The organism is Oceanomicrobium pacificus (genome assembly GCF_009833495.1).
Lineage (GTDB): Bacteria > Pseudomonadota > Alphaproteobacteria > Rhodobacterales > Rhodobacteraceae > Oceanomicrobium > Oceanomicrobium pacificus.
The window spans coordinates 86167-98915 of the sequence record NZ_WUWG01000008.1 but is presented as its reverse complement, the minus strand read 5'-3'; the positions used below and the strand labels follow the sequence as shown (position 1 = coordinate 98915).

The 12749-nt window shown below is 65.8% G+C and carries 11 protein-coding genes; 5 read left to right on the top strand and 6 right to left on the bottom strand.

Going from position 1 to position 12749, the window contains the following annotated elements:
* Window positions 1-9: 9 nt before the first annotated feature.
* The 6 genes from GSH16_RS15475 to coxB all read right to left on the bottom strand — a co-directional run bounded on the left by GSH16_RS15475 (window position 10) and on the right by coxB (window position 4257).
* On the bottom strand, window positions 10-684 hold the full coding sequence (locus GSH16_RS15475; protein WP_160856521.1) for an SURF1 family protein: 675 nt from the start codon (window positions 682-684) through the stop codon (window positions 10-12).
* Window positions 685-757: 73 nt separating this feature from the next.
* A complete protein-coding gene (locus GSH16_RS15470; protein WP_160856520.1) occupies window positions 758-1564 on the bottom strand; it encodes a cytochrome c oxidase subunit 3 in 807 nt (268 codons plus the stop codon).
* A gap of 28 nt (window positions 1565-1592) precedes the next feature.
* Window positions 1593-2174 carry a cytochrome c oxidase assembly protein gene (locus GSH16_RS15465; protein WP_160856519.1) on the bottom strand — a complete coding sequence of 194 codons (582 nt, stop codon included), beginning with the start codon at window positions 2172-2174 and terminating at the stop codon, window positions 1593-1595.
* Window positions 2171-2356 carry a hypothetical protein gene (locus GSH16_RS15460; protein WP_160856518.1) on the bottom strand — a complete coding sequence of 62 codons (186 nt, stop codon included), beginning with the start codon at window positions 2354-2356 and terminating at the stop codon, window positions 2171-2173. Before GSH16_RS15460 ends, GSH16_RS15465 begins: the two co-directional genes overlap by 4 nt.
* A 3-nt stretch (window positions 2357-2359) precedes the next feature.
* Window positions 2360-3316: a heme o synthase gene (gene cyoE, locus GSH16_RS15455; protein ID WP_160856517.1), complete on the bottom strand. Its 957-nt coding sequence runs from the start codon at window positions 3314-3316 to the stop codon at window positions 2360-2362.
* A gap of 71 nt (window positions 3317-3387) precedes the next feature.
* Entirely contained in the window at window positions 3388-4257 is an 870-nt protein-coding gene (gene coxB, locus GSH16_RS15450) for a cytochrome c oxidase subunit II (protein ID WP_160856516.1), read from the bottom strand.
* A gap of 188 nt (window positions 4258-4445) precedes the next feature.
* Between coxB and tldD the strand changes: the two genes are divergently transcribed.
* From tldD to rnr, 5 genes are all read left to right on the top strand, one after another.
* Window positions 4446-5873, top strand: a complete 1428-nt coding sequence (gene tldD, locus GSH16_RS15445; protein ID WP_160856515.1) for a metalloprotease TldD — start codon at window positions 4446-4448, stop codon at window positions 5871-5873.
* Between the two features lie 64 nt (window positions 5874-5937).
* Entirely contained in the window at window positions 5938-7107 is a 1170-nt protein-coding gene (gene dprA / locus GSH16_RS15440; protein WP_160856514.1) for a DNA-processing protein DprA, read from the top strand.
* A 145-nt stretch (window positions 7108-7252) separates the two neighbouring features.
* Window positions 7253-9883 carry a type I DNA topoisomerase gene (topA, locus tag GSH16_RS15435; protein WP_160856513.1) on the top strand — a complete coding sequence of 877 codons (2631 nt, stop codon included), beginning with the start codon at window positions 7253-7255 and terminating at the stop codon, window positions 9881-9883.
* A gap of 81 nt (window positions 9884-9964) precedes the next feature.
* Window positions 9965-10393: a hypothetical protein gene (locus GSH16_RS15430; protein WP_160856512.1), complete on the top strand. Its 429-nt coding sequence runs from the start codon at window positions 9965-9967 to the stop codon at window positions 10391-10393.
* Window positions 10394-10434: 41 nt separating this feature from the next.
* Window positions 10435-12705, top strand: a complete 2271-nt coding sequence (gene rnr / locus GSH16_RS15425) for a ribonuclease R (RefSeq protein ID WP_160856511.1) — start codon at window positions 10435-10437, stop codon at window positions 12703-12705.
* The last annotated feature ends 44 nt before the right edge of the window (window positions 12706-12749 follow it).

Below are 12749 nucleotides of genomic sequence, written 5' to 3'. Positions count from 1 at the left end.
GCCTAAGCGTCAGTCGGTCCGGCGTTTGATACGCCAAAGAAGATAGCCTGTCATCCCGATCCACACCGCAGCCAGACCGAACCACGTGATCGCATATTGCAGATGGTCGTTCCGGATGTTGACCGTCACCGGCTGCGGGAAAGGCGGCGGCGCCGCGCTGCTCTGCGTGACGACCAGCAGGACCGGCTCCGTGTCGAGCGCCGCCGACATGGCGTCGATATCGCGCGAGAACCAGATGTTCCGGCCCAGATCCGGCGCCGGTGTCGCATCCGACCGGTCATCGGGCCAGAGGAGCGTGCCGGTCACTTCGATCCGCGCGCCCGTGTCGCGGGACAGATCTTTCTGCACCTCCGGCACGAAGCCGCGATCTAGAAGAATGCGCCGCCCGTCATCCGTGTCGAGCGCCTGAATGATACGGAAGCCCGCCCCGGCCGCACGCGTCGAAGCCAGAACATGCAGTTCCGGTCCGCCGATCCGGCCTTCCGCGCGTACGGCGAGATATTCGTCATCCGCTTCCGTCGGGCTGTCGGGGATCGCGACAGGCGCCTCGTCGATCCGCGCCTCGATGGCAGCGATCACGCCAAGCTTCCAGTCGAGCCGCTGCATCTGCCAGACCCCGAGCGACACCAGAACCGTTGCCCCGACGAGGCCGAGCAGCAGCGGAAAGATCATCCGGCGGGACATGGTGGCGGTCTCCTTTCATGAAAAACGCGGGCCCTGCCCGCGTTTCTCCGTTCTCACCTGACAGGGCTGCGGGTCAGCCGCCCCAGATATAGACCGCGGCGAAGAGGAAGAGCCACACCACGTCCACGAAGTGCCAGTACCAGGCGGCAGCCTCGAAGCCGATATGCTTCTCCTGCGTGAAATGCCCGCGCATGGCGCGCAGCAGGCAGACGAACAGGAAGATCGTGCCGACGACGACATGGAAGCCGTGGAAGCCGGTCGCCATGAAGAAATTGGCGCCGTAGATGTTGCCCGAGAAACCGAAGGCCGCGTGGCTGTATTCGTAGATCTGGAAGATGGTGAAGAGCACGCCCAGCACGATCGACAGGATCAGGCCGTTCACCAGACCCTTGCGGTCATTGTCATGCACCAGCGCATGGTGCGCCCAGGTTGCCGCACAGCCCGAGCAGAGCAGGATCAGCGTGTTGATGAGCGGCAGGTGCCACGGGTCGAACGTCTCGATCCCCGCCGGCGGCCAGACACCCGGCACCACCTCGGTGCCCTCGATCTCGCCCATCGGGTAGAGCGCATGTTTGAAGAAGGACCAGAACCAGGCGACGAAGAACATCACCTCGGAGGTGATGAAGAGGATGACCCCGTAGCGCAGGCCGAGCTGCACGACCGGCGTATGGTCGCCAGCCTGGCTTTCGGTCACAACGTCCGACCACCATGCGTACATGGTGTAGAGCGTCAGGGCGAGGCCGATAAGCATGACCCACGGGCCGTAATCCTTGAAGAACAGGACCGAGCCGAAGAGCAGCACGAAGGCACCAACGGCACCGACGAACGGCCAGATGCTTGGCTGCAGAATGTGATAGTCGTGGTTCTTTTCGTGCGCCATGCGGAATCCCTCACTTGGTCAGGCGGTCTTAGTTGACCTTTTTGTCGCTTTCCCCGCCCGGAGCAAGGCTAATGTCGGTCTCCGGCAGGGGTGTCTGGTGGAATGTATAGGAGAGCGTGATCGTATGAACACGCTTGGCCTCGCGATCCTCGACGATCTCGGGATCGACGTAGAAGGTCACGGGCATCATGACCGACTGTCCCGGCTCCAGCACCTGTTCGGTGAAGCAGAAACATTCGATCTTGGTGAAGAAGTATCCGGCCGAATAGGGCGCGACATTGAAACTCGCGGTGCCCGCCACCGGCCGGTCTGTTGGGTTCGATGCCTCGTAGAAGGCCAGCCCCGTTTCGCCGATCCGCAGCGTCATTTCCTTCTGCACCGGCTTGAAGACCCAGGGCATGCCCTTCTCGACATTGGCGTCGAACCGGACACGGATCTCCTGATCGAGAATCTCGTCGCTCTCGGCGGCGGCGGTATTGGTCTGGCCGCCATAGCCGGTCACCCGGCAGAACCAGTCATAGAAGGGCACAGCGGCAAAGGACATCGCCCCCATGAAGGCCACGACGCCCAGAAGCGTCCAGACAGTGCGGCGGGTGTTGCGGTCGCTCACTGGCTGTCCCCCGCGGTTGCCGGCACATAGTTCGGCGCCTTGTGATCCTCGCTCTGCGGGTTCGACAGTTTGACCATCGTCACCGCGAAGATCAGCGCCACGAAGGCGCCCAGCGTCAGACCGAGCCAGGCGTTGCGACCGGCGCGGCGTTTGTGAAGTTCATGGTCCTCGCGCATTGCCATGCCTCAGATCAGGACCGGCCAGCCGGTCGGTGCAAGTTCCAGCGCCCGCAGGCCGGCATCGGCCAGAAGCGCCACGAAATGCAGGAAAAGATAGAGGATCGAGTAGCCGAAGAACCGTTTCTCGGCCCTGAACCCGTCTGCCTCTGCGGCCGCGCCCGAACGGCGCGACACACGCCACGCGCCAGCCACGAAGCCCGCGTTCAGCACCAGCGCGGTCAGCCCGTAGACCGGGCCACCGATCTCGGTCAGCCCGAGCGCCAGAGCCGCCGGTGCGAGCACCAGCGCATAGACGAAAATCTGCCGGCGGGTTGACCGGCCGCCCCGCGACACGGGCATCATCGGCACCTTGGCGGCGACGTAATCCTCGTTCCGGAAGAGCGCCAGCGCCCAGAAATGCGGCGGCGTCCACAGGAAGATGAGCGCGAACATCAGCACGCTCTCGACACTGACGCCACCCGTGGCCACGGCCCAGCCGATCATCGGCGGGAAAGCCCCGGCCGCGCCGCCGATCACGATGTTCTGCGGCGTGCTGCGCTTCAGCCACATCGTGTAGACGACCGCGTAGAAGAAGATCGTGAAGGCCAGAAGTGCCGCGGACAGCAGGTTGGCGAAGAGCCCGAGCATCACCACGGACAGACCGGACAGGCCAAGGCCGACGGCCAGCGCCTCGCCCTCGGTCACGCGGCCCGAAGGGATCGGGCGGCCCTTGGTGCGGCCCATCACGCGGTCGATATCGGCGTCCCACCACATGTTGAGCGCACCGGATGCGCCCGCACCTACCGCAATGCAGAGGATCGCGGCCAGCGCGATCACCGGATGCACTGGCACCGGCGCGACCAGAAGGCCCACCGCGGCGGTGAAGATCACCAGCCGCATCACGCGCGGCTTCAGAAGCTCGATGTAGTCGCCGAACTCCGCATCCTTGGCTTCCGCCTGCTCTATATATGTCGCGTCAGTCATGTTCATCCATCAGCGAACGGGGCCCGAAGGCCCCGCACGGGGTGTCACAATGCCGGCCGGAACGGCCTAGCTCAGTTGGCCTTGGCCAGTTCGATCGGCGTGTCGAGGCCCGCGAATTCGGAGATCGCGCCTTCGATCCACGCGGCGTAGGCCTCTTCGGAGACGACCTTCACCACGATCGGCATGTAGGCATGGTCCTTGCCGCACAGTTCGGAACACTGGCCGAAATAGATGCCTTCCTTCTCGGCCTTGAACCAGGTCTCGTTCAGGCGGCCCGGAACGGCGTCGATCTTCACGCCGAAGGACGGGATGGTCCAGGCATGGATCACGTCCGAGGCGGTCACCAGCATGTGCACGACCTTGTTCACCGGCACGACGACCGGATTGTCGGTGGCCAGCAGATAGTCGCTCTCGTCATAGCCATATTCGGCCAGTTCGTCCTTCGCCAGCATCAGCGCGTCGAAGGTGAACTCGGTTTCCGCATCGGCATAGTCGTAGGACCAGTACCACTGGTTGCCGGTGGCCTTGATGGTCACGTCGGGCTCCGGCACGTTCAGCTGCTTGAACAGGACGGGCAGCGAGAAGGCTCCGATGAAGATCAGGATCACGACCGGAATCAGCGTCCAGGCAATCTCGATGGCGGTATTGTGGGTGAAGCGCGCCGGCTCGGGGTTGGCACGTTTGTTGTAACGCACGATCGCATAGGCCAGCAGGGCCACGACGAAGAGCGAAATCAAGGTGATGATCACCAGAAGCATATTGTCGAGCCAGTGGATGTCTTCCGCCAGTTCGGTCACGGCAGGCTGGAAGCCCATCGCGCCGTCCACCGGCTTGCCGATCGTTTCCAGCTCGGGCAGGGTTGCCTGTGCGAAGGCGACCCCGGCCACCAGCATGCCCGATGCAAATGCCGTGACGCTGCTCATAGTCTTGCGAAGCTGCATTTCTGTCTTCCTGTCTTTCTGCACGCGGAGCGCCGCTCGTGGAATTCAATGCCACAGGTCTGGCAGAATCCCCAGTTGTACCCTAGCTATGAAGAACCACATCACGGCCCCGATCTCAAGCGGACCCTTTGCGGCATTCGGCCGCTAAAGTCCAGCATTTCGGATCGGCGCGGCAGGAGGAGAGTGACGTGTCCGATGACAATTCCCGTTTCCGCCCCTTCGAGACCGATCTGGACGAGGGCGCGGCCCTGAAAGTCTTGCGCGGGGCCACAGATGGCGCGGATGACGGGGAACTGTTCCTCGAACGCCGCCGGTCCGAAGCGCTCGTCTTCGATGACGGGCGGCTGAAGACCGCGAGTTATGACGCCTCCGAAGGGTTCGGTCTGCGGGCTGTGCGCGGGGAAACAGCGGGCTATGCCCATTCCACAGAACTGTCTGACGCCGCGCTGAAGCGCGCCGCGGAAACCGCGCGGCTTGCGGTCGGAGATGGCGGCGGCAAGATGGCCCATGCGCCGAAACCCACGAACCAGCGGCTCTATACCGATCGAGACCCGTTCGATGACGCCACCTTCCCGGTGAAGGTGGAGACATTGCGCGAGATCGACGCCTATGCCCGCGAGCGCGACAGCCGGGTCGTGCAGGTCTCGGCCACCATCGCGGCCAGCATGCAGGAGGTCGAGATCCTGCGCCCCGACGGGCTGCGTCTGGCCGAGGCGCGTCCGATGACGCGGCTCAACATCTCTGTCATCGTCGAGGAGAACGGCCGCCGCGAGAGCGGCAGCGCCGGCGGCGGCGGGCGGTTCGGCCTCGCGCCGCTGCTCGACGGTCACCATTGGAAAAGCACCGCCGACAAGGCGCTGCGCGTCGCGCTTGTGAACCTCGATGCCGAACCCGCACCCGCCGGGGTGATGGATGTGGTGCTCGGGCCCGGCTGGCCCGGCATCCTGTTGCACGAGGCCGTGGGCCACGGGCTGGAAGGCGATTTCAACCGCAAGAAAAGCTCGGCCTTCGCCGGGTTGATGGGCGAACGGGTCGCCGCGCCCGGCGTCACCGTCGTCGATGACGGGACGATCCCCGACCGGCGCGGCTCGATCTCCTTCGATGACGAAGGCACGCCGAGCCAGCGCAATGTGCTGATCGAGGATGGAATCCTCGTGGGCTATATGCAGGACCGGCAGAATGCCCGTCTGATGGGGGTGGAGCCGACCGGCAACGGGCGGCGCCAATCCTATGCCCACCCGCCGATGCCGCGGATGACCAACACCTACATGCTGGGCGGGTCGGACGATCCGGCCGCGATCCTTGCCGGGCTCGATGACGGGCTTTACGCCGTCGGCTTCGGCGGCGGACAGGTGGACATCACCAACGGCAAGTTCGTCTTCTCCTGCACCGAGGCTTACCGGGTGAAGAACGGCAAAGTCGGCGCGCCGGTGAAAGGCGCGACGCTGATCGGCGACGGGGCCACTGCGCTGAAGCAGATCCGTGCGATCGGCAATGACATGGCGCTCGACCCGGGCATGGGCAATTGCGGCAAGCAGGGCCAGTGGGTGCCGGTGGGTGTCGGTCTGCCGACGCTGCGCATCGGCGGCCTGACCGTGGGCGGCAGCGCCGCCTGACGCGGACTGCCCCGGCCGGGCACCGCTTCACGCTCCATTAACCAAGCCGCGCGAGGCTCGGGTCATGTTGTCCGACCTCGCCTTTTTCGAAGAGGAAAGCCGCCATTTCCTGCCCGCGCCACCCGCTTCCGAGGCGGAAGAGCTGGCGCGGCTGCGCCTGATCCGGTCGCACCGGGTCGGGCCGATGACCTTTCGCCGCCTGATGGCCGAACATGGATCGGCCCCGGCGGCACTCGCTGCCTTGCCCGATATTGCCCGCAGCGCCGGCGTTGCCGCCTATCGCCCCTGTTCCGAGGCCGATGCGCAGGCGGAATGGGACCGGGCCGCACGGCTCGGGCACCGTCCGCTCTTTCTCGGCCAGCCGGACTATCCGGCGCACCTTGCCGATGCGCCCGACGCGCCGCCGTTTCTCTGGGCGGCCGGCCGGCTCGACCTGCTCGGGCAGCCGCTTGTCGCACTCGTGGGCGCGCGCAATGCCTCGGCGCTTGGGATGCGCATGGCCGCGCGCCTCGCCCGCGACCTCGGCGCGGCCGGTATAGGGATCGTGTCCGGGCTTGCACGCGGGATCGACGCCGCCGCCCATGACGCCGCCTGCCCCACCGGCACGGTGGCCGTCATCGCGGGCGGGCTGACCCGGATCGCGCCGCAGGCCAACCGCCCGCTGGCCGAACGGATTGCGCGGGAAGGGCTGCTTCTGAGCGAGATGCCCCCGGACCTCCAGCCCCAGCCGCGGCATTTCCCGCAGCGCAACCGGATCATTGCCGGACTGGCCGGCGCGCTCGTGGTGGTGGAGGGCGCGACGCGTTCAGGCTCGCTCATTACGGCGCGCGCCGCGCTCGATCTGGGGCGCGATGTGATGGCCGTGCCCGGCCACCCGATGGATGCCCGCGCTGGCGGGTGCAACATGCTGATCCGCGACGGGGCGACACTTGTGCGCGGCGCGGAGGATATTCTGGCCCAATTTTCTTGTGAAAGCCTGCAGCCAACGTCGCCGGACCCGGTTCCCGTCGCAAAGCGGACACCGACGCCACAGGCGGAACCGGAGCAACCTCCCGAACCGGAGGATGATTGTGCGCGGCTGATGCGCCTGCTCGGGCCGAGCCCGGTTGCGCTGGACCGCGTCCAGTCCGACAGCCGGCTTCCCGCCGACCGGTTCGCCAGCGCACTCGTCACGCTCGAACTGCAGGGCCGTGTGCAACGGATCGCCGGCGGTCAGGTCGCCGCCCTGCCCTGACCGCGCCCGCGCGACGCATCCGGCCCTCTCAAAAAAGTCACCCTACGGGTGAGCGAAACCGGTGAAACAGCGCCCATTGACAAGCGGTCGCTTCCACCCACATCTTCCCCGCCCAAATTCCACGTCCAGAATCCGGAGACCCCGCATGGCCGTTGTTGTCGTCGAATCGCCTGCCAAGGCCAAGACCATCAACAAATATCTCGGTGACGATTACACCGTGCTCGCCTCCTACGGCCATGTGCGCGACCTGCCGCCCAAAGACGGGTCGGTCGACACGGAAAACGCCTTCGACATGAAGTGGGAGGTGGACAGCAAATCCCAGAAACATGTGCGCGCGATCGCCGACGCGCTGAAGGATGACGACCGGCTGATCCTCGCCACCGACCCCGACCGCGAGGGGGAGGCGATTTCCTGGCACCTGCTCGAAGCGCTGAGCAAACGGCGGGCAGTGAAGAAGAGCACCGATGTCGCGCGCGTGGTTTTCAACTCGATCACCAAGAATGCGGTCACCGAGGCGATGGCCAACCCGCGCGAGATCGACATGGAACTGGTGGAAGCCTATCTCGCGCGCCGTGCGCTCGACTATCTGGTGGGGTTCAACCTCTCGCCGGTCCTGTGGCGCAAATTGCCCGGTGCGAAATCCGCCGGTCGCGTCCAGTCGGTCGCGCTGCGGCTGATCGTCGAGCGCGAGATGGAGATCGAAGCCTTCCGCGCGCAGGAATATTGGAGTGTATCGGCCCGGCTCGCGACCCCGCGCGGGCAGGAATTCGACGCCCGCCTGACGATTTTCGGCGGCAAGAAGCTCGAAAAATTCGACCTCGGCACCGAGGACAAGGCGGGGCTGGCCGTCAGCGCCATTTCCTCGCGCGCGCTCACCGTCGCCTCGGTGGAGGCGAAGCCCGCAACCCGCAACCCGTCCGCACCCTTCATGACGTCCACGCTCCAGCAGGAAGCGTCGCGCAAGTTCGGGATGGGCGCGCGGCAGACGATGAACGCGGCCCAGCGCCTCTATGAAGCGGGCTATATCACCTATATGCGAACCGACGGGATCGACATGGCGCCCGAGGCGGTCATGTCGGCCCGCGATGTGGTGCGCGACCGCTATGGCGACGCCTATGTCCCGAAATCGCCGCGCATGTACAAGAACAAGGCGAAGAACGCGCAGGAAGCGCATGAATGTATCCGCCCGACCGACATGTCGCGTGATCCCGCCAGCCTCGGCCGGCTCGAACCCGACCAGCGCAAGGTCTATGACCTGATCTGGAAACGGACGATCGCCAGCCAGATGGAAGCGGCCCGGTTCGAGCGCACGACGGTGGAAATCCGCTCCGAGGACGAGCAGATCGGCCTGCGTGCGACCGGACAGGTGGTCAAGTTCGACGGGTTCATCCGCGTCTACGAGGAAGGCCGCGACGATGTGGTCGAGGATGACGATGCCCGCCTGCCGCAGATCGACACGGGCGATGCGCTCGACAAGCGTTCGGTCACGCCGGAGCAGCATTTCACCCAGCCGCCGCCGCGCTACACGGAGGCGACGCTCGTCAAGCGGATGGAGGAGCTCGGCATCGGCCGCCCCTCCACCTATGCGTCGATCGTAACGACGATTCAGGACCGTGACTATGTGCGCAAGGACAAGAACCGGCTGATCCCCGAAGACAAGGGCCGGCTGGTGACGGCTTTCCTTGAAAACTATTTCCGCAAATATGTCGGCTATGAATTCACTGCCAATCTGGAGGACGAACTCGATCAGGTCAGCGCCGGATCGGTGGACTGGAAGACCGTGCTCGACCGGTTCTGGAAGGATTTTTCCGCCGCGATTGCCGAGACCTCGGAACTGCGCATCACCGATGTGCTGGAGAAGATCAACGAGGTTCTGGAGCCGCATCTTTTCCCGCCGAAGGAAGATGGCAGCGATCCGCGCCTGTGCCCCAACTGCGGCAAGGGCCGGCTGTCGATGCGCACCGCGCGCTCGGGCGGTGCCTTCATCGGCTGTTCGGAATATCCCGAATGCCGCTACACCCGCCCGCTTGCCGGCGAGCTGGAAGGCGGCGATATCGCCGGTCCGGACGGCAAGCTGCTCGGCCATGACGATGACGGCGAGCCGGTAACGCTGCGCACCGGCCGCTTCGGGCCTTACGTCCAGCTGGGCGAACTGACAGAGGAAAACCCGAAGCCCAAACGCTCCTCCATCCCGAAGGGCATGGATCTGGGCGACATCGATCTGGCGCGGGCGCTGGAGCTTCTGTCGCTGCCGCGGCTCATTGGCGAACATCCCGAGGGCGGCCCGGTGGAGGCATCCATCGGACGGTTCGGGCCCTACGTGATGCACACCAAACCCGCGGCAGAAGAAGGCGGGAAGCCCGCCAAGATCTACGCCAACATCAAGGACCCGGCGGAAGTGCTGACCATCGGCATGAACCGCGCGGTCGAACTGCTGGCGCAGAAGGCTGCGCGCGGCGGGCGCGGATCGACGGCCAAGCCCTTGCGGGAACTGGGCGAACACCCGACCGAGGGCGGCCCTGTCAACGTCATGGACGGACGCTATGGCCCTTACGTGAAATGGGGCAAGGTCAACGCGACGCTGCCCAAGGACAGCGATCCGCAATCCGTCACGATGGACGAGGCCGTGGCGCTGATCACGGCCAAGGCCGGCACCAAGAAGCGCAAGGCACCGGCGAAAAAGACAGCCGCCAAAAAGACCACCAAGAAAACAGCCGCGAAGAAACCGGCGGCCAAGAAGAAAACCGCAGCCAAAAGCAGCAAGGCAGACGCCTGACCGCAGCTGCGCCTTGCGGACGGGCAGTAGGACAGCGTTCCGTTTTCGGGCATAGTGGCCCGAAAACGGAGGGACTGTTTCGTGATTTTCCTGCTCAAATTCATCCATATGATCGCGCTGTTTCTTGGCGGCGGCGCGTCTCTGGGCAATGCAATACTCGGCGCGCGTGCCGAGGCGCTCGACGGTCCGCCGCCGCCACTCGTGCCGCAGGCCATGGCCACATTCCGCAAGACGGGTCTGGTCGCGATTGCCCTGTTCTGGATCAGCGGTGTCGGTCTGGTTGCCTTGAAATATGGCACATGGGCGCTCGGTCCGGCCTTCTACCTGAAGCTTGCGCTGGCCGCGGTCACGACCGTGCTGCTGCTTGCGCTCACATGGCTCCCGATGGCCGCGGCCCGCGCCGGCACACCGCCCGACCGCGCCCGGCTGAAACGCATCGCGTCCTGGCTGCGCCTGTCGGTGCTTCTGACGATCGCCGTTGCCGTTTTCGTGTTCGGCATCGCGCGCTGAAACCGCATGACGGGCCGCAGCGCCCGTGATAGGCCGGAGGCATGACACCCTTTCCGACCAAGGACGAGATCCGCGACTGGATCCGCGACAATCCCGGCCGCGCCTCCAAGCGCGACGTGGCGCGCGCCTTCAACATCAAGGGCGCGGGCCGGATCGAACTGAAGCGGATCCTGCGTGAACTGACGGCCGAGGGCGCGATCCCCGGCCGCAAGCGCAGCGACCGCGGCCGCGACGGGCTGGCCCCGGTCGAGCTGTTGCAGGTCATCGCCCGCACCGACGATGGCGACCTTCTGGCAGAACCCACCGTCTGGGAGGGCAAGGGCACGCCGCCGCGCGCGCTGTTCGTGCCGCAGAAGGGCGGACCGGCGCTCGGTATCGGGGACCGGATCCTCTGCCGGCTCAGCCCGGTCGAAGGGGGCGATCCGCCGCTCGAAGCCCGGCTCATCCGCAAGATCGGGTCCGCGCCCAACCGCGTGCTCGGCATCTTCCGGCAGGCCGATTTCGGCGGCCGGATTGAACCGGTGGACAAGAAATCCGGCCATGAATGGCGGGTGGAACCGGGCGACCGGAACGGCGCGCGGGACGGGGAACTGGTCGAGGCGATCCAGATCGGGCCGCGCAACCGCATGGGGTTGCCGAAGGCCCGCGTGACCGAACGGCTGGGCGACCCGCAGGCGCCGAAATCGGTCTCGCTCATCGCGATCCACGAACATGGCATCCCCGACAGCTTCCCAGACCGCGTGCTGGAAGAGGCGGCGAAGGCGGAACCCGTCACCGAACCCGGACGGCGCGAGGACCTGCGCGACATCCCGCTTCTGACCATCGATCCGGCCGATGCGCGGGACCGCGATGATGCTGTCTGCGCCCTGCCCGACCCCGATCCCGAAAACGAAGGCGGGTTCATCCTCTGGGTGGCGATTGCGGATGTGGCGCATTACGTGCGTCCCGGCTCCGCGCTCGACCGTGAGGCGCGCAAGCGCGGCAACTCCACCTATTTCCCCGATCGGGTCGTGCCGATGCTGCCCGATGCGCTCTCGGGCGATCTCTGCTCACTCCATGCCGATGTGCCGAGGCCGTGCATGGCGCTCCGGATCGTCATCGGCGCGGACGGAGAGAAACGTGCCCACCGGTTCACCCGCGGGCTGATGCGCTCGCGCGCCTCGCTCGCCTACGAGGCCGCGCAGGCGGCAGCAGACGGCGATGCGTCGGCCGTGCCTGACGGGCTGGCCGAAGAGGTCATCGCGCCGCTCTGGCAGGCCTATGCCGCGCTGAAAAAGGCCCGCGACAGGCGCGCGCCGCTCCATCTCGACCTGCCGGAACGCCAGATCATCCTGTCGGACGAGGGCCGCGTCACGTCGGTCGCCTTCAAGGAACGGCTCGATGCCCACCGGCTGATCGAGGAATTCATGGTGCTCGCCAATGTCTGCGCGGCCGAGACGCTGGAACAGCGCCGCCGCCCGACCATGTACCGTGTCCATGAAGAACCGAATCCCGACAAGATCGAGGCATTGCGCGCGGTGCTCGAAGAGGTCGGGCTGACGCTGGCCAAGGGACAGGTGCTGAAGACGTCCCAGTTCAACCGGTTGCTCGATGCGGCCGCTGACACCGAAGATGCGGAGATGGTGTCGCTCTCGGTGCTGCGCTCGATGACACAAGCCTATTACAGCCCGCGCAATTTCGGCCATTTCGGGCTGAACCTGAAACGCTATGCGCATTTCACTTCGCCCATCCGGCGCTATGCCGACCTGCTCGTGCATCGTGCACTCATCGCCAGTTTCGGCTGGGGATCCGACGGGCTGACGCCCGAGGAAGAGGAGCAGATGGAGGAGATCGGCGAGGCAATCTCCCAGACCGAACGGCGCTCCATGCTGGCCGAACGGGACACGAACGACCGCTATCTGGCGGCCTATCTCGCCGACCGCGTGGGCGCGGAGTTCGAGGGGCGCGTCTCGGGCGTCGCCAAATTCGGGCTTTTCGTGAAACTCGACGAGACCGGCGCCGACGGGCTGATCCCCGTCTCCGCCCTCGGGCACGAATATTTCCGCCACGATCCCGACGACCAGACCCTGACAGGCGAGCAGTCGGGGCGCGTGATCGGCCTTGGCATGCCGGCCACGGTGCGCCTGTCCGAAGCGGTGCCGGTGACCGGCGGGCTTCTGTTTGAGCTTCTGTCGATCGAGGGCAAGGCCCTGCCGCGGGGCAAGGGCCGGCGGGCCGGCAAGGGCCGCCGCAGCGGTCCGGCAAGCGGCAAGCGCAAGCAGATCCGCCACAAGATCAAGCGCAACAAGGTCCGCAAGGGCAGCCGCGGCTGACGCTTCACGCGATTGTCAGACCGGCTCTGCACGCCCCGCCGCGC